The sequence below is a fragment of the Veillonella sp. ZSJB6 genome (assembly GCF_051549505.1).
In the GTDB taxonomy this organism is placed as follows: Bacteria; Bacillota; Negativicutes; order Veillonellales; family Veillonellaceae; genus Veillonella.
In genome coordinates this window covers 1-17435 of the sequence record NZ_JBPUGE010000002.1, presented here as the reverse complement: position 1 = coordinate 17435, position 17435 = coordinate 1, and the positions used below count along the sequence as shown (strand labels likewise).

The window sequence follows — 17435 nt, the reverse complement described above, 5'->3', positions numbered from 1 at the left end:
TGCGGTTTTTCTATATAGCTTAAAACTATGTATATTAATGCAGAAGTGATATATCGAAAATGATATATCTGATTGAAATATTTAGATATAAGGCGTATGATGAAATCACAGAGGAAATCTTCCTCAATCTATATTCCTACATAGGAGGTAATGCTATGAGCTTGAACCTTAAAGAACGATATGGACTTTTAATTAATAACGAATGGGTAGCAGCATCTGACGGTGCTGAATTCAATGTATATAACCCTGCTAATGGCGAACAACTTGCTATTTGTGCAGAGGCTACGAAGGACGACGTTGATAAAGCGGTAGACGCTGCAACAGAAGCTTTCAAAACTTGGAAACAAGTATCCCAAGTAGAGCGCGCTGATTACTTGTTAAAAATTGCTGACGCTATCGATGCTCACAAAGAGTACTTGGCACAAGTTGAAACTTATGACAATGGTAAACCAATTCGTGAAACTTTGAATGTAGATATTCCACTTGGAGCTGACCATTTCCGTTACTTCGCTGGCGTACTTCGCTCCGAAGAAGGCTCTGCTCAAGTATTTGACGAAAATACATTGAGCCTCATCGTGCGTGAACCAATTGGCGTTGTAGGTCAAGTGGTGCCTTGGAACTTCCCATTCCTAATGGCAGCTTGGAAATTGGCACCAGCTCTTGCAGCAGGTTGTACGGTTGTAATTAAACCTTCTAGCCATACATCCCTTAGCCTTTTAGTATTAGGCGATATTTTGAAAGATATCTTGCCAGCAGGCGTTGTAAATATCGTAACTGGTAAAGGCTCTAAATCTGGTCAATATATCCTTGATCATCCAGGCTTCAGCAAACTTGCTTTCACAGGCTCTACAGAAGTAGGTCTTGATGTATATAAAGCAGCATCTGAACGCTTGATTCCTGCTACATTAGAATTAGGTGGTAAATCTGCGAATATCTTCTTTGAAGATGCGAACTGGAAACAAGCTCTGGATGGGGCAATGCTCGGTATCCTCTTCAACCAAGGTCAAGTATGCTGCGCAGGTTCCCGTATCTTCGTACAAGATACAATTTACGATAAATTCGTAGCTGAACTTTCCGCATTATTTGATAAAGTAAAAGTTGGTTTGCCTTGGGAAGAATCTACACAACTTGGTTCTTTGATTTACGAAGCTCAAGTTGAGAAAGTACTTAGCTATGTAGAACTTGCTAAAGAGGAAGGTGCTCGTATTGCCGCTGGTGGTGTACGTGTTACTGATGGCGAACTTGGTAAAGGTTGCTTCATTAGACCTACACTTATCGTAGACGCTACAAATGATATGCGCGTGGCTCGCGAAGAAATCTTCGGCCCTGTAGCGGTTGTTATTAAATTCCACAGCGAAGAAGAAGTGATCGAACAAGCTAATGACAGCTTATACGGTCTTGGCGGTGGCGTATTCACGCAAAACCTTAACCGTGCCATCCGCGTAGCTCGTGCAATCGAAACAGGTCGTATGTGGGTTAATACATATAACTCCATCCCAGCAGGTGCACCATTCGGTGGCTACAAACAATCTGGTATCGGCCGTGAAACTCATAAAGTTATCCTTGAACACTACACTCAAATGAAAAACATCATTATCAACTTGAGTGATAAACCATCTGGTTTCTACGACTTAGATTAATAAAATACAAATCTCCTATAAACTATAACAATGAGGCACCTCTTTGGAGGTGCCTTTTTTGTACTTAACAAGCCTATTATCTGTGAAAATATACGGTATGTTATAATTTAGATTATGTAAATGTGTATTGTAAAAGAGCGTAGAGAGATAATGAGCAAATTTGAAATGTTAGGATATTTTTTTGTTTTTGTATCTATGTCGTTATCTATGGGATTATATAAACTTGAGATTCGTAATCATCCAATTGATAAAAAACATGAATATATAAAAAAACATAGGATTTTTGGTGATTTAACAAAGTATTTATCCATAATTTCTATAATAAGTTTAGTGATATTAAATTTTAAAATCTTAATAGATAAAGATTATAACTTTATAGTGAATTATGGCAGTATTTGGTTGTTTTTCTTCTTTTTCACAATGCTTACAGGGTTTTGCCAGAAGCGAGACAGCATATATTTTAAACGGAGTCTTATTGCTATAGTTTCTGTGTTGTTTGGTATGATCGTGTTTGCCTATGCATTTAGGCAGGTACTATTTTAAATAGGAAATATGCCAATTCGGATTCTAAGAATATAAGTATTGTTTTGAGAGGGCGATTATGAATTTTAGGAGCGTACTTAAATGGATTGGTTATATTGTTGGCATAGTTGTAGTGCTTTATATCCTCATATTGGGCGTATTGATATATTTCTTGGCAAGTGGAGACTTTAAAAATAGTCTGATTTATTTGAGTGAACTTCAGGAGAATGGATTATATTATGGCAACGAAAACCGTAAGATTGCTGATAATGTAGTTGCTGTTCATGAGGTGGATAATAAACTTTATTATATAACTTTAGACGGTATTGGTATTTTTGATGAAAATGTAAGTTTGCTAGATGCTTGGAATAAAGATATTAATAAATATAACACTTTCATTCCTCGAATAGATGCTAAAGAAACACAATTTAATGTAAGGCTTGATGAGTTATATCCTAATATTTCTAGTCTTGATGAAAGTGATAGAGATATATGGAATGAGATCTTTTTTGATAGCGAGAAACGATATACAGGTTCACACGCTGGACATCCTATAAAGCTACCTTTCTATGTATCGTATAGAAAGGAAGACTTGATTAAGCATAATGATATAGTAGATCTTTCTACAGGGGCTATTATTGGAGTGTATGGTAGTGAGCATATTTTAAGAAATAATGCTTATTATAATTTTGAATTCGGAAAATTGACTAAAATTGATTTCTCTCAGAAAGCTATATATAGCTATTATTCTGATAATCTCGATATAGGTCGGTTTAGCAAGAATAATTCAGGTGATGAGAGATATGAATCTTATGCACGAAATGAGCTAGATACAGTAAGAACGAAAGACTTAGAGGTATTACCTAACTTATTGAATCAACGATTTACAGTGTTTAATTCCTTTAATGAGTTTTCTGATTTTGATAAAGATACCTTTGAAGCATTAGCTATTAATGCGATTCAAAATAGGAAGGCGCTACAATTAGGGCCATTAGAAAATCAAACCCTAAGGCAATACTTAAGTAAATAGAGTAAATGCATAGTGAAGAATATTTGTACTAGATAAAAATAAGGAGTATCAAATTAATGAATCCTATTCCCATCAAAAAATTATATAATCCCCAATATGATCTGTTATCTATTAGTGATAAGGAGGAATTGTTATATCAAATTGGAGAAATATATAATCTAGAATTAATATCCTTTAAAGACTTTGCTGCATTTAGACAATCCACATATACGGCAGTATATCGTTCACATGATGGTATAGAATTTGTATTTGTTCCTGGAGATACTGTTACGTTAGGGTTTGATTTTAAAAATAAACCATTTCAGGATATTTTTAATGATGAAAATTTAGCGGAGCTTGCCTATCCATTTGTCGAGGGATATGAAGAGGAAATCTTTAGTGAAGACGATGTTCAAACTAAGATTAGCGAAATACTAGAAGATGAAGAGGTACTATCCAACATAGAAACATATTTTAAACATAATTTTACTCAAGAAGATGAGTTTGTAATCCATCCACTATTGGTACAAAAAGAGTATAGTGAAACTTGTTGGACACCTATTTCTGATGAGGAACTCAGACAAAATAAAGAGTGGCAACAGATGATAGAAAAAGCCAAAAGTACAGGGCTTTCTGAAACAATGATTCATAATACCATATGTTTATATCAAACAGACGATAACCATTGGCATGGTAAACTTTATGAAGAAACTACATTTAAGAAATTGTTACAGAACATAAAAAATCATGGGTACTCTTTACCGACACGAAGAGAGTGGGAGTATTTAGCTGGCAAGGGGTGTAGGACCATTTTTCCATGGGGGAACAATATAGATTTTTCTATGAACTTAAAACATATGGAATGGATGGGTAATGATGGAGAGTATACATTAGAAAAGGAAAACTTTTTTGGCTTGATTATAGGCGATGATCCGTATTGTAGAGAAATCGTATATGATGAAGATAAATTTTCCTATAAAGGTGGAGATGGTGGCCGCAATATATGTGGAGGCTTAGGCGTTATTTGGGGCTATTTACCTGTTTCACCATACTTTCAAGATAGTGAAATGGTAATTGGCGATAATATAAATGGAGGATATGATTTCTTTAGACGAGTTATAAGGATTAATGACAATATGAAATGATGTTGCATATAATAATTCTAAAATATCAAATGATAACGTCGTCTCATACGTAAAAGAGGTACCCTAGACGGTACCTCTTTTATTAATATTGGGATAAACGGAATATTTTTCTATATTCTTCCGGTGCATCAGATCCATCAGAAGGTTTTATGATGACTCTAATATATATATCTTTTTTGAAATCTGGATATGTTGCAGCATATTCTTTGCAGAATTGATCCATACGATTGTAAAAGTTTATTACATCTTGATTTTGTATAGCTGAATAAGGGATAGGCATTTCAATATACAAGGTGGATGTATCATATGTAGCATAGGATAATTCCTCTGCTGTTAGATAGTTTTTCATTAATGGAAATGCTGTTATCAGCGGAATGTTGGTTATCAGTATTCGATCAACTTGTGGTACAACAGGTGCAGAGGTGTGCAAGACTTCAGATATTTCAATTGGTATTTGGGGATACTTATCAAAGGTGACTTGCCATGTATTGTTCCTTTGTGACTCCAAGTGATATGTTAGGTTAGGATAATTCTTACTTATATATTGTTGAACTTCCTCTTGGCTGTAATGTGAGAGAAGATGACAACCCGTTGTTAGTATGAGTGAGATGATAATGAGCGGCAATAATACGAATCGTTTTAGGGCAAATAGTTTCATTGTATATTCCTTTTGTACTTCTTTAAACGTTTTGTAAATCGTAATTGCTTAATAGGCATTGCTTAATTATTGGCGGAATTTTGAAGTATATTATTTTAATTATATTATACCTAAAATATATTTTTACTCATATAGTTGATTAATTCCATACAACTCTCCAATAAACTATAACAAAGAGAGGCCTTTTTTCTACTTAACAAGTCTATTATCTGTGAAAGTATACGGGATGTTATAATTGTAGTAGTACGAAATCGTGTTGTTTTGAGAGGGCCGTATAAACCATGATTCACTTAGATTATCTATTAATTATAGGAATATTACTTAGTGTTTTACTCTTTCTTTTAGTTGGAGTCTTTTACTATAGTAAATTTAAACTTTTAAAGGGACTCAATATTTGGTTGTTAATAATAATTAGCGCTCTTTTGAGTTATTTATTATATCCTTTATATGAATTGACAGATTATAGAGAAGAATTTACGTCAGTAGTTATTATCGCTGCGATAATTATTAAAGTAATTATCAATTTATCTATATTTATGATAGTTGATAAAATAACAACGAAATGGATTTCTAAATTATTATTAATTATATGGGTTGTTCTTGTTGAATGCTTGTATATGCCTATTCATTTATCATACATTGTTTTCCTTTGTGCATCAGGTGGAATCGTTTTAATAGAACAGTTAAGGGAGAGAAGAAAGTCTATTTAGTTTAGATTCGTAATTACTCTTATAGCGCTCACCTTCGAAATATGATATACTATTCTAACGCGCATAATTCGTGCGCGATAGGAGGAAACACATTTAGATGTTAGAAAAATTTGAACAATTAATGATTAGCGAACCTGTTCTAAGAGCGTTAAACGATATGGGCTTTGAAGAGCCTACGCCAATTCAACAGGAAGCTATCCCAGTTGCCATGAGCGGTAAAGACATGATCGGTCAAGCTCAAACAGGTACTGGTAAGACAGCAGCATTTGGCTTGCCTGTATTGGAACGCGTAGACGGAAATGAGCGTCACGTTCAAGTAGTTATTTTATCCCCTACACGAGAATTAGCTATCCAAGTAGCTGAAGAGCTTAACAAAATGGCTCAATACACGAATATCACAGCACTACCTATCTATGGTGGTCAAGATATTAATCGTCAGTTCCGTGCCTTGAAAAAAAATCCACAAATCATCGTTGCCACACCAGGCCGATTGATGGACCATATGGATCGTGGTTCTATCCACTTTGACCATGTGAAAGTTGTGGTATTGGACGAAGCCGACGAAATGTTAAACATGGGCTTTGTTGATGATATCAATAAAATCTTGGGTGCTATCCCAGAAGACCATCAAACATTGTTGTTCTCCGCAACTATGCCTAAAGCTATCCAACAATTAGCTGAAACATATTTGACAGAGCCAACATTGATTCGTATGAAACCGACTCAAGTTACGATGGACTTAATTGAACAATATTATATCGAAGTGCAAGACCGTCAAAAATTCGATGTTCTTTGTCGCTTGTTCGATATTCAAACACCTGAACTTGCTATTATCTTCACACGTACAAAACGTCGTGTTGATGAAGTAACTGAAGGTCTTAAAAAACGTGGTTACATGGCGGAAGGCATTCATGGCGATTTGTCTCAACAAAAACGGGACAGCGTAATTCGTCAATTCCGTGAAGGCACCATCGATATTCTCGTGGCTACTGATGTGGCAGCTCGTGGTCTTGATATTTCTGGCGTATCTCACGTATATAACTATGATATGCCTCAAGATCCTGAAAGCTACACACACCGCGTAGGTCGTACAGGCCGTGCCGGTAAAGCTGGTCAAGCTTTCACGTTCGTTATCCCTCGTGAGATGGAGCATTTACATGCTATCGAGCGTTTAACAAAACGTAAAATTGCACGACGTCGTGCACCTTCCTTAGGTGAAGTTCTTGAAGGTCAACAACGTTTGGCTATTGAAAGCCTCGTTGAAATGACAGATAATTTAGAAGCGTTAGCGCCATTCAAATCTAGTGCAGAAGAATTGTTAAATGATACAGACTCTGTAACATTGTTGGCAGCAGCTCTTAAATTGTTAACAAAAGAACCAGATACAACACCTGTAAATATTACAGAAGAAAAACCATTGCGCGTACGCCGTCGTCGTGAAGGTGGTCGTGGTGACCGTCGCCGTGGTGACCGTCGTAGAGATGGTGATCGTCGCCGTGACGGAGATCGTCGTCGCGATGACCGACCTCGTCGTAACCGTGATGATCGTAGAAGTGATCGTCGTGATGACCGCCGTAGAGATGATCGTAGATCTGATCGTCCACGTGGCGATAGAAAACCTCGTCATCAAGGTGAAGGTTTCAAACCTTACTTTAAAGACTAATAGAATGTGGATTGCTTTCGAGCAATCCACATTTTTTATTACTTAATAGTTAGTACTATCTATCTTGATAAGTGTTGAGAATTCTGCTATAATAGATAATAATTATTTCTTGTGAATGGCCGATAATGGTCGATGCCTTATAGATTTCCAAGTGGAGAAAGGTAGAGTAGAGTATTATGGATATCGCACAAATTCTGCGTAGCCAAGGGTTCAAAGTAACCCCACAACGTATTGCGATTTATGATGCCTTGCGTGGTCATCATGATCATCCAACAGCAGAAATGTTGTATCATACGTTGCGCCCTGAACATCCAAGCATGAGCTTGGCAACCGTGTACAAGACGATGGAGATTTTTGAAAAAATCGGTCTTGTAAAAATTTTAGAAGTAGGTGATGAGCGCGCTCATTACGATTGGGACACACAAGCTCATTCCCATATCCGTTGCATCCGTTGTAATAAGGTAGAGGATATGATGGGCATTGATTTACAAGCTATCAAAACAATTGCTGATCAAGGTAGCGAGTATCAAATTACAGGTCAACATATTACCTTTGAAGGTGTATGCCCTGAGTGTGCTAAAAAAGAAAGTCATTAATACATAACCCCTGTCGCGAAGGGCTCCTTCACGGTAGGGGTTATATTAGTTATATATGTCTTATATTCATTAGGCTTTTGGAATAGATGTAAGCGTAATAGAATAGTTCTTAGAATTAAGTATGTTAGAATTATAAAATTATAGAATTATAGAATTATATAAATATAAAGGAGTAGTATGTTTGTCATCGGCAGTCATTTATCAATTAGCAAAGGTTATTTAAATATGGGGAAGGAAGCTACTAAAATTGGTGGCAATACATTCCAATACTTTACACGCAATCCTCGTGGCGGTGGTATGCGAGCTCTCGACTTAGAGGATATGAACAGCCTTGGTGCATATATGAAAGAACATAACTTTGGTACTTTATTAGCTCATGCACCATATACATATAACCCATGTGCTGCAAAGGAAGATTTGCGCGCCTTTGCTAAACAATCCATGAAAGAAGACTTGGAGCGCATGGAATATTTACCGGGTCAAATGTATAACTTTCACCCAGGTAGCCATGTGAAGCAAGGTGTGGATCAAGGCATCGAATATATCGTAGAATGTTTGAACGAAATTTTGTTCCCTGGCATGAAAACAACCGTTCTATTGGAAGTAATGGCTGGTAAGGGCACAGAAATTGGTTCTCGTTTTGAAGAGATTGCACGCATCATCGATGGTGTTAAACTTAAAGAGTATATGGGCGTATGCGTTGATACGTGCCATATCCACGAAGGTGGTTACGATATTGTCAATAATCTAGATGGTGTTATTGACGAGTTTGATCGTATTGTAGGATTAGACCGTTTGAAAGCGATTCACTTGAACGACTCTAAAAATCCGATGGGCGCTCATAAAGATCGCCATGAAAAAATTGGGGAAGGTCATATCGGTATCGATGCCATCGCTCGCATTGTGACACATCCTAAATTGACGAACTTGCCGTTCTATTTGGAAACGCCAAATGAATTAGACGGCTATGCGAAAGAGATTGCTATGTTGCGCTCTATCGTAGAGAATCAATAATTAAGCTAAAATGCAGTCTTAGTTATATAATTATTTATATAACTACATTCAGATAAGGTATAGGGAGAGCTGGAAAGGGGGATAAAATGCGTTTTTTACATACTGCTGATTGGCATTTAGGACGTATTTTTTATGGTCAGTATTTAACAGATGACCAAGCTCATGTGTTGGAGAATCAGTTCTTTTCTATTTTGAAAGATGAAAAAATCGACGGCATATTGTTAGCCGGTGACGTATTTGATAGAGCCGTGCCACCTATTGAAGCCATTGAATTATGGGATTCCATCATTACTCGTCTCGCTATGGACTATAAGGTACCACTCTTTGTAGTTAGCGGTAATCACGATGGTGCAGAACGCCTTGAGGTGGGCCGCTCTATGTTGAGTCAATCAGGAATCCATATTTGGGGTTCCCCTCATCATGCATTACAACCATTTGAGTTTGAAGGCGCTGACAGTAAGGTCGCTATTTGCCCAATGCCCTTTAGCGAGCCTCGTCGCATAGGTGATGCATTAGGACTAGGCTCTGCTAATAATTCTTTGGAAACGATTCAAAGTGTAGAGAATGCCATAGATGCAGACACTAAGACTAAAGCAAAATCTAAGCGTTCTAAATCTAAAAAAGCATCTGTAGATGTTATTGAGGATTCTTTGTTTGCTAGTGTTGATATGTCAAATATGGTAGATGAGATGCCTCGCGATATAGATACTACTGATGCAATAAAGCAAAGCTTAAACCGAAATACTGAGGCTAGTCTAAATCTACATAATTACGATCAAATGTATCAGGCTTGGAGTAACTACTTGTATAAACAAGTACCAAAGGGTATGCGTAGCATTGCCATTAGCCATGCTTTTGTAATGGGCGGTGAAGTAGGTGGTTCTGAGCGCACATTGTCTGTCGGTGGTAGTGAACAAGTAAGTCCACAAGTCTTTAAGGACTTTCACTATACAGCCCTTGGACATCTGCATGGCCCGCAACGGATGGGGGCAGACTATATTCGCTATAGCGGATCGCCTTTAAAATATTCCTTTGATGAGCATACGCAGAAGAAGTCTTTTACCATCATAGATATGGATAAAAAAGGTAACGTAGATATTAGCACCATTCCTGTAGAGGCGAAACGTGACGTAGTGATTTTAGAAGGTTATTTTGAAGACCTGTTAAACAATAAGGAATTACAGGCTAAGCATAAAGATGATTATGTGCAAGCCCGTTTGCTAGATACGATGCCTATTATGGATGGGATGGCTAAATTGCGCCAAGTGTATCATCGCTGTATGACCATTGATTTAGTTGGTCGAGTAGCAACGCCTATGGCAGATATGGATGAAGCTGTATTTAAAGAGTTAAACGAACGTGAATTGTTTAACCAATTTGCCGAAACTGTATGGAAAGAACCATTAACAGAGCGAGAACAACAATACATCAACTCTGTATGGGACCGAATTCTAAAGGAGGACTAAATGAAGCCTATATCTTTAACTATAGAAGCCTTTGGTCCATACCGCGACTCGGTTACCTTGGACTTTAACGAGCTTCAAGACCATTCTATGTTCCTCATCTCTGGTCCTACGGGGGCAGGTAAAACATCTATACTAGATGCCATGGTGTATGCCTTATATGGTGAGCCTAGTGGAGAGGTGCGTAAAACAGATGCAATTCGCAGTGACTTTGCAGAACCTGATCGTATGACGCGGGTAGATTTTTCCTTTGCTATCGGTGATGCTCAGTACCGTGTTGAAAGACTGCCAAAGCAAATGGTTGCAAAGAAACGTGGTACAGGTATGCGTGAGCAGAATGCTAGTGCTACTGTTTACGAAATGAAAGATAGGGAGTGGAAAGTTATCGCTACCTCTGCAGCGGCTATTCGCGATACAGTTCAACGAATCATAGGCTTTCGTAAGGATCAATTCTTACAGGTGGTTCTTTTACCGCAAGGGGAGTTCCGAAAATTACTAGTAGCCTCCACTAGTGAACGGGAGGAGTTATTACATACACTCTTTAGAACCGAGTTGTACCGAAGATTACAAGATGCTCTAAAAGCTTCTTATGATGACGCAAAAGCAGGGATTGAAGAAAATCTAACAAAACAGAATGCATTGCTGCAATCCATTCCACATGACGAAGACATACCCGTACTAACCATTGAACATGTACGAGATCTGTTGAAACATAGAGAGCCACACCGAGATGCTCTTGTTATTGACCGTGATAAAGCTGTAACTGTAGTGGAGCAGTTCAATACGTTGCGAAATGAGTGGGCCTTATATAACCAAGCACAACAATCTCTTGCAGAGGCTATCTCTAAATTAGACCTCGTGAAAGCCAGAGAAGCGGAGCGTGCTAGCTTACGTGAAAAGGTTCAGTTCCTTACTTCTTTAACGCCAAGCTTTGAGTTATATAAACAGTTTACTGATAAGCAGTCGGTGTTAAAAACCTTGGAAACGTCACTTTCAGAGGCTGAAAAAAATGTAGACAGTGCAACTCAATATGAGTCTAAATGTATAGAGGCTCATGCAGTATTAGAAGCTCAAGCTGAAACTATGCAAGCTAAGCGAACTACGCTTGCCCAAATGGAACAGCAATCAGAAAAGTTTAATGAGTTAGCACTGCTAAATAAGGAACTGAGCACATTAAAGAGTAACTTACTGACAAAGGACCGTGAGAAAAGCGAAGCTGCGTTACAGGCACAGCATAAGACAGTAGCTGATTTAGAGGCTAAGTTAGTTGCGGACAGGCAGCAGTTACAAGGTAATAGCAAAGCGTTAGACTCTATTTCTCGTATCCAAGAACAGTTAAGTCATTTGCAACGATATTCTGAATTGGTTGCTGAGAAACAGAAGGTTCAAAATGATATCGATGCTAAAGATAAGGCATTAGCTACGCTTGATGAATTCGTAAAGAATTCAAAGGTGCAGCTTGAACGGTTAGAACATTTGATGGCAGAAGGGCGTGCCTTTGAACTCGTTCATTTAGTCGTAGATAACGAACCTTGTCCAGTATGCGGCTCTACAGAGCATCCACAGTTGGCAGCCAAGCCTGAGTTATATCCCACAAAAGAGGAGATAGAAGAGGCTCGTGCCGTGCGTGATCTTGAGTTACAAAAGCAAGCTAGTGAAATTGGTCAGAAAGAAACGTTAGCTCTTCGTTTACATGAGTTAGATGAACAAGTTGAAGATCAAGTCTCTAAACTCAAAACATGGATTGATAATTTTTCAGAAGATGCATTTGATTCAATTCAACAAGGCTTAGTATCTCAAATGGAGCAGCTTTCAACCTTGCGTAGCGACACTGAACAGCTGAGCAACACTATAGCTAACACTGAGGGTGACCTCAGTGCGGCTAAAGATATACTAGCGAAATTGGAGATGGCTCATAAGGAACTACTTGATAATTTGCATAATTTAGAGGTTCAGATTAGTACGGTACAGGCTAAGATTGATGCTCTTTCTGAAAGCTTGCCAACTACGGATGTAGTTGCATGGCATAAAGAGATAGAATCATTGGCGGCTGAGCTTACAGACTACGATGAACAGGTGAAAGTTTGTAAAGCAAATCTAGATTCTGCAAGAGAAGTGCTCAATGCTAAACGGGGACGTCTAGAAACCTTTTCTGCCCAAGTGCAGGAAGAAACAAAAAATCTTGATGTACTCAATAAAGACTATGTAGAATCATTGCAATCGATTTCTTTGAGTGAAGATGATTTTATAGATGCGTTGGATGATTATAAGGATTTAGATACGTTTAGAACTGAGTTACATGCATTGGACGAGGCTTTCAATAAAGCTCAAGCTGTATATGATGCGGCATTGAAACATGCTCAATCTGTAGTGGAGCCAAGTGATATGGTTTCCAATGAAGTATATGATGCGGCAGTAGAGCAGCGTGATAATTTGGTGGGTTCTCTTGCGGCTTGGGATAAAGAAACGAAACATATTGAAACAACACTGGCTTCCCTAGAAACACTTGAAGAGGCTATGGGCGAAGCCCGTGAGGAAGTCACTTTCTTAAGTCGCCTAAATGACTTGGCAAATGGCGGTGAACAAGGGTTCAAAAATGTAACCTTTGAGCGCTACGTATTGGGAGCTATTTTAGATGAAGTTGTATATGCAGCTAATTTACGTCTTCAAACGATGAGCCGTAATCGCTATTCCTTGGAACGTTCTGACTATACTGGTGGTGGACGAGGCAAACAAGGCCTAGATTTGGCAGTTATGGATGCTTTCACAGGTCAATCAAGACCAGCGAACACCTTGTCTGGTGGTGAAACATTCTTGGCTTCTATGGCCCTTGCCTTAGGTCTTGCGGATGTCATCCAAAGTTATGCAGGTGGTATTCATATGGATACGATGTTTATCGACGAAGGCTTTGGTACACTTGATCCTGATACATTGGAACTCGCCATGGAAACACTGGTGAAATTACAATCATCAGGTCGTCTTATCGGCATGATTTCCCATGTACCTGAATTAAAGACTCGTATACCGGCCCACTTAGAGGTCACACGTGGTGACGATGGTAGTACGGCAAAATTTGTTATTAACTAGCTATAGAATTGTCAAATGTGATACTATTAAAAGAGGAGAATTCCTACAAAAACATACTGGAATTAATTAAGGAGGTCCTATGAAGTTTTCATTTGCTCATAATAATATAAATGTTAAGGATCTTGATAAGAGTTTAGCATTCTATAAAGAGGCCTTGTTACTTGAGGAATCTCGCCGTTTGGAAGATCCAAGTGGTGCTTTCACTCTTGTATATTTAAAAAGTCCATATACAGCGCATGAACTAGAACTTACATGGTTGCGCGACTGGGATCGCCCTTATAATTTAGGGGACAATGAATTCCATTTAGCGTTTTATGTAGATGACTACGAAGCAGCTCTTAAAAAGCATAAAGAGATGGGCGTTGTAGCTTACGAAAATGCTGATATGGGTATTTACTTCATTGCTGATCCAGACGGGTATTGGACAGAAATCATTCCAGCAGGTAAATACTAATGGAATATATGTTAACTCGTTTAGAGTGGCTGGTTGGTCCTGATAAAATCAAAACCTTAAAAGATACATCTGTGGCTCTCTTTGGTGTCGGTGGCGTTGGTGGTGGTGCCCTTGAGGCACTAGTTCGAGTTGGTGTGGGACGCATCGTTCTTATCGATGGCGACTCTATTGCACCAAGTAACTTAAACCGCCAAATGATTACGACTCATGACACAATTGGAGAGCGTAAGGTAGAGGTAGCAAAGGCACGAGCACTTTCTATTAATCCCGATGTAGTGATAGAAACTCATGATATTATGTATACTGAGGAAAACTACCCTGGATTTATTCAAAGCTTGAACGTTGATTATGTAATCGATGCCATCGATATGGTAACGGCAAAACTTAATATTATTGAGGTGTGTCAACGTGAAAGCATCCCTGTTATTTCTTGTATGGGCGGCGGCAATTGCTTTTACCCTGAAAAACTTATGATTGCTGATATCAATAAGTCTCATACTTGTCCTTTGGCGCGCGTTATGCGTCGAGAACTCAAAAAACGGGGTATAAAAAAACAATTAGTTTTATTTTCTACAGAAAAACCGACAAAACCACAGTTCCGAGGCGAAGCAACAAGCCCTGGTACATGTAGTTTTGTGCCACCAGTGGCAGGTTTTATATTAGCAGCACATGTGTTGCGTACAATTTTGGAGGTACCTGAACAATGAAAAAAGCAAAAATCCATATGGCTGACGGCGGCGATATCGTAATTGAATTATTTGATAAAGAAGCTCCTGGCACAGTACAAAACTTTATTGATTTGATCAACAAAGGTTTCTATAATGGTCTTCGTTTTCACCGTGTAATCCCTGGCTTCGTAGCTCAAGGTGGTTGCCCTAATGGTAATGGTACAGGTGGCCCTGGTTACACAATTAAAGATGAATTGATTGGCAACCCACATAAACATGAACGTGGTGCATTATCTATGGCTCACCGTGGTCCTAATACTGGCGGTAGCCAATTCTTTATCGTATACGAACCACAACCTCACTTGGATGGTGTACACACTGTATTCGGTAAAGTAATCGAAGGTATGGACGTAGTTGATGGTATTCATCAAGGTGCCATCATGGAAACTGTTGAAGTAATCGAAGGTTAATCTCATGAATGATGTATCTATTAAACATCCAGAATGGCTATATATTGATGTAAATGGTAAAACATCATATGGGTATGACCAAGAATGGTTCACTGATGAGTGGCAACGCTTGTCTGGTTGTGGTCCCACATCAGCATCACAAGTATTGGGTTATTCGCTGTTTAGGGATGGCTTATTAGATCTGGAAACCACATCCGATCAAACGCTTGCTTTAGAACGGATGAACTTAGTTTGGAAATATGTAAAGCCACGCTTTGGTGGTGGTGTTTATAAGACTCAATGGATGGAACGTGGTCTTACTCGTTTACTGGAGGATAAAGGCCTATCTTATGATGTACATATGTTGAATGTATCTCCGTTCTGCGCATCTCGTGTAGAGGTGGAGGCTGCAGCTCAGTTTATTCGTGATGCATTGGCGCAAGATGTGCCTGTAGCATTTTTGAATCGTCATAAGGGTAAAGAAAAAGCTCTTTATACATGGCATTGGGTTCCAATTCATAAGATATTTATGGATGGCGATGATATTCGCTGTGGCATCTTTGATGAAGGTGAAATCCGTGATTTCTCGTTAGCAAATTGGATGGAAGACACTATTTTAGGTGGTGGCTTCTGTTATATTAGTCGTAAAGATTAAGAAACAGAGCAATTAATATAATATACATACGCATCGCAATCATCTGCGGTGCGTATTGTAGTATAAAAGTAGGAGGTACTACATGAGTCAATGGATTACAGAGGAACAAACTCCTCATTTACGTCTTAGCGCTGAAGCAGAAGAGGTATTATACTCTGGTGAATCTGAGTTCCAAAAAATTGAAGTGTTTAAATCTAAAGAGTACGGTACGATGCTTGCATTAGATGGTGTATTCCAAACGTCTGAGCGTGAAGAGTTCATCTACCATGAAATGATGAGTCATGTTCCATTGTTTTTACATCCAAATCCTGAACGTGTATTGATCATCGGTGGCGGTGATGGTGGCGTAGCTAGAGAATGTGTACGCCATGATTGTGTAAAAGAAGTTACTATGGTTGAAATCGATGGTAAGGTTGTAGAGCTTGCTAAACAATATTTACCAACTATTGCTAAAGCTATGATTGAAAACCATCCTAAATTAACTGTAAAAATTGGTGATGGTATCGGATTTATGGCAGAAGCAGAAGATTACTATGATGTAATTATTGTAGACTGCTCCGATCCAATCGGTCCTGGTAAAGGTTTATTTACTGAAGAGTTCTATAAGAATACATTAAAAGCTCTTAAAAAGGATGGCTTATTTGTACAACAAACAGAATCTCCTATGTTGCATCAACCGCTCGTAGAGAAAGTATTTGGTTATGTAAATAATCACTTCCCAATTGCGCGTTTGTATACTGCATTTATTCCAATTTATCCTGCAGGTATGCATTGCTTCACATTGGGTTCCAAAACATTTGACCCATTAACATGGACACCAAATCGTGAACAAAACTTTGAAACTAAGTACTATAATGCTGAAATTCAAAAGGCTGCTTTTGCTTTGCCAAATTTTGTAAAAAACTATTTGCCAACTAAGTAAATAATATGTATAATAGGGGAGCACCATTCGTAAGGTATAACTTATGGATGTGCTTCCTTATTTTTCTGAGGAGAAAGAGTTTATATTAGGGATAACATACTTTTTTATTTTATTTGTAAAAGTTAAATGAAATTGAGAAAAAGGTGTTGACACAAATCTCTAGAACAGATATAATTCTCTTTGTTACGAAGACAACGTCTTCGATACCTACAAGGTGGTGGGTATGGTGAAGCGGTTAACACGGCGGATTGTGGCTCCGTTACGCGTGGGTTCGATCCCCACTACTCACCCCATAACCTACACATCATAATCATTGTAGGGGTGTCGCCAAGTGGTAAGGCAACGGACTTTGACTCCGTTATGCGCTGGTTCGATCCCAGCCACCCCTGCCAACATGACTCACTAGCTCAGTTGGCAGAGCACCTGACTTTTAATCAGGGTGTCCCGCGTTCGAGTCGCGGGTGAGTCACCAAATTAAAACTCACAAACTTCGGTTTGTGAGTTTTCTATCTCTATTCATAGAGTATTTGGTTATGATTGTATGTATAAAATCAATCAAAAATAAGTTGAAAAAATCTTTGAAAAAGAGGTTGACGATTTAAGATTAGATTGATATACTATACAAGTCGTTAGGGCAACAACCTAACGTAACAGATCTTTGAAAACTGAACAATGATAGGTAATCAATCAATACGATTGAACATATGCCAGAGTGCGGGTTTTGACATAGTCAAAACCAACCATAATTCAAAGTTACTTAAATGTAACGACAACAAATAA

Annotated in this window: 16 protein-coding genes and 3 tRNA genes; 18 read left to right on the top strand and 1 reads right to left on the bottom strand. The window is 38.3% G+C overall.

Features of this window, described 5'->3' with window-relative positions; genetic code table 11:
* The first annotated feature begins 155 nt into the window (after positions 1–155).
* The 4 genes from ACSV5T_RS02675 to ACSV5T_RS02660 all read left to right on the top strand — a co-directional run bounded on the left by ACSV5T_RS02675 (position 156) and on the right by ACSV5T_RS02660 (position 4316).
* Positions 156–1640, top strand: coding sequence for an aldehyde dehydrogenase family protein (locus tag ACSV5T_RS02675; protein ID WP_438320239.1), 1485 nt, complete (start codon positions 156–158; stop codon positions 1638–1640).
* A gap of 150 nt (positions 1641–1790) precedes the next feature.
* The gene (locus ACSV5T_RS02670) at positions 1791–2183 is read left to right on the top strand and encodes a hypothetical protein (protein ID WP_287499857.1); all 393 of its coding nucleotides are present in this window, start codon (positions 1791–1793) and stop codon (positions 2181–2183) included.
* A 58-nt stretch (positions 2184–2241) separates the two neighbouring features.
* Positions 2242–3192, top strand: a complete 951-nt coding sequence (locus ACSV5T_RS02665; protein WP_287499858.1) for a hypothetical protein — start codon at positions 2242–2244, stop codon at positions 3190–3192.
* Between the two features lie 56 nt (positions 3193–3248).
* Entirely contained in the window at positions 3249–4316 is a 1068-nt protein-coding gene (locus tag ACSV5T_RS02660) for a hypothetical protein (RefSeq protein ID WP_438320237.1), read from the top strand.
* 82 nt (positions 4317–4398) lie between these two features.
* Here ACSV5T_RS02660 and ACSV5T_RS02655 read toward each other — a convergent pair whose 3' ends face one another.
* Positions 4399–4974 (bottom strand): hypothetical protein, encoded by a 576-nt coding sequence (locus ACSV5T_RS02655; protein WP_438320236.1) that lies wholly within the window; start codon positions 4972–4974, stop codon positions 4399–4401.
* A 281-nt stretch (positions 4975–5255) separates the two neighbouring features.
* Between ACSV5T_RS02655 and ACSV5T_RS02650 the strand changes: the two genes are divergently transcribed.
* The 14 genes from ACSV5T_RS02650 to ACSV5T_RS02585 all read left to right on the top strand — a co-directional run bounded on the left by ACSV5T_RS02650 (position 5256) and on the right by ACSV5T_RS02585 (position 17127).
* Positions 5256–5684, top strand: a complete 429-nt coding sequence (locus tag ACSV5T_RS02650; protein WP_438320235.1) for a phosphatase — start codon at positions 5256–5258, stop codon at positions 5682–5684.
* Between the two features lie 97 nt (positions 5685–5781).
* Positions 5782–7347 (top strand): DEAD/DEAH box helicase, encoded by a 1566-nt coding sequence (locus tag ACSV5T_RS02645; protein WP_438320234.1) that lies wholly within the window; start codon positions 5782–5784, stop codon positions 7345–7347.
* Positions 7348–7523: 176 nt separating this feature from the next.
* Positions 7524–7943, top strand: a complete 420-nt coding sequence (locus ACSV5T_RS02640) for a Fur family transcriptional regulator (protein ID WP_005385669.1) — start codon at positions 7524–7526, stop codon at positions 7941–7943.
* 177 nt (positions 7944–8120) lie between these two features.
* Positions 8121–8957, top strand: coding sequence for a deoxyribonuclease IV (locus ACSV5T_RS02635; RefSeq protein WP_005385676.1), 837 nt, complete (start codon positions 8121–8123; stop codon positions 8955–8957).
* A gap of 86 nt (positions 8958–9043) precedes the next feature.
* Positions 9044–10423, top strand: a complete 1380-nt coding sequence (locus tag ACSV5T_RS02630; protein WP_438320232.1) for an exonuclease SbcCD subunit D — start codon at positions 9044–9046, stop codon at positions 10421–10423.
* Positions 10424–13507, top strand: a complete 3084-nt coding sequence (locus ACSV5T_RS02625) for an AAA family ATPase (RefSeq protein ID WP_438320230.1) — start codon at positions 10424–10426, stop codon at positions 13505–13507.
* A gap of 79 nt (positions 13508–13586) precedes the next feature.
* A complete protein-coding gene (locus ACSV5T_RS02620) occupies positions 13587–13961 on the top strand; it encodes a VOC family protein (RefSeq protein WP_004695332.1) in 375 nt (124 codons plus the stop codon).
* Entirely contained in the window at positions 13961–14668 is a 708-nt protein-coding gene (locus tag ACSV5T_RS02615; protein ID WP_438320228.1) for a tRNA threonylcarbamoyladenosine dehydratase, read from the top strand. The genes ACSV5T_RS02620 and ACSV5T_RS02615 overlap by 1 nt, the downstream gene beginning before the upstream one ends.
* Positions 14665–15099, top strand: a complete 435-nt coding sequence (locus tag ACSV5T_RS02610; protein WP_005385683.1) for a peptidylprolyl isomerase — start codon at positions 14665–14667, stop codon at positions 15097–15099. The genes ACSV5T_RS02615 and ACSV5T_RS02610 overlap by 4 nt, the downstream gene beginning before the upstream one ends.
* Positions 15100–15103: 4 nt before the next feature.
* Complete coding sequence (locus ACSV5T_RS02605; RefSeq protein WP_438320227.1) at positions 15104–15733, top strand: hypothetical protein; 630 nt, start codon at positions 15104–15106, stop codon at positions 15731–15733.
* Between the two features lie 82 nt (positions 15734–15815).
* Positions 15816–16655 carry a polyamine aminopropyltransferase gene (gene speE, locus ACSV5T_RS02600; RefSeq protein WP_438320225.1) on the top strand — a complete coding sequence of 280 codons (840 nt, stop codon included), beginning with the start codon at positions 15816–15818 and terminating at the stop codon, positions 16653–16655.
* Between the two features lie 217 nt (positions 16656–16872).
* Positions 16873–16948: transfer RNA gene (locus ACSV5T_RS02595), tRNA-His, on the top strand.
* A gap of 24 nt (positions 16949–16972) precedes the next feature.
* Positions 16973–17047: transfer RNA gene (locus ACSV5T_RS02590), tRNA-Gln, on the top strand.
* A gap of 4 nt (positions 17048–17051) precedes the next feature.
* A tRNA-Lys gene (locus tag ACSV5T_RS02585) sits at positions 17052–17127 on the top strand.
* Positions 17128–17435 lie beyond the last annotated feature (308 nt).

Coding starts and splice junctions, on each gene's coding strand:
- ACSV5T_RS02675 (WP_438320239.1), top strand. CDS start 156: ATGAGCTTGAACCTTAAAGAACGATATGGACTTTTAATTAATAACGAA.
- ACSV5T_RS02670 (WP_287499857.1), top strand. CDS start 1,791: ATGAGCAAATTTGAAATGTTAGGATATTTTTTTGTTTTTGTATCTATG.
- ACSV5T_RS02665 (WP_287499858.1), top strand. CDS start 2,242: ATGAATTTTAGGAGCGTACTTAAATGGATTGGTTATATTGTTGGCATA.
- ACSV5T_RS02660 (WP_438320237.1), top strand. CDS start 3,249: ATGAATCCTATTCCCATCAAAAAATTATATAATCCCCAATATGATCTG.
- ACSV5T_RS02655 (WP_438320236.1), bottom strand. CDS start 4,974: ATGAAACTATTTGCCCTAAAACGATTCGTATTATTGCCGCTCATTATC.
- ACSV5T_RS02650 (WP_438320235.1), top strand. CDS start 5,256: ATGATTCACTTAGATTATCTATTAATTATAGGAATATTACTTAGTGTT.
- ACSV5T_RS02645 (WP_438320234.1), top strand. CDS start 5,782: ATGTTAGAAAAATTTGAACAATTAATGATTAGCGAACCTGTTCTAAGA.
- ACSV5T_RS02640 (WP_005385669.1), top strand. CDS start 7,524: ATGGATATCGCACAAATTCTGCGTAGCCAAGGGTTCAAAGTAACCCCA.
- ACSV5T_RS02635 (WP_005385676.1), top strand. CDS start 8,121: ATGTTTGTCATCGGCAGTCATTTATCAATTAGCAAAGGTTATTTAAAT.
- ACSV5T_RS02630 (WP_438320232.1), top strand. CDS start 9,044: ATGCGTTTTTTACATACTGCTGATTGGCATTTAGGACGTATTTTTTAT.
- ACSV5T_RS02625 (WP_438320230.1), top strand. CDS start 10,424: ATGAAGCCTATATCTTTAACTATAGAAGCCTTTGGTCCATACCGCGAC.
- ACSV5T_RS02620 (WP_004695332.1), top strand. CDS start 13,587: ATGAAGTTTTCATTTGCTCATAATAATATAAATGTTAAGGATCTTGAT.
- ACSV5T_RS02615 (WP_438320228.1), top strand. CDS start 13,961: ATGGAATATATGTTAACTCGTTTAGAGTGGCTGGTTGGTCCTGATAAA.
- ACSV5T_RS02610 (WP_005385683.1), top strand. CDS start 14,665: ATGAAAAAAGCAAAAATCCATATGGCTGACGGCGGCGATATCGTAATT.
- ACSV5T_RS02605 (WP_438320227.1), top strand. CDS start 15,104: ATGAATGATGTATCTATTAAACATCCAGAATGGCTATATATTGATGTA.
- speE (WP_438320225.1), top strand. CDS start 15,816: ATGAGTCAATGGATTACAGAGGAACAAACTCCTCATTTACGTCTTAGC.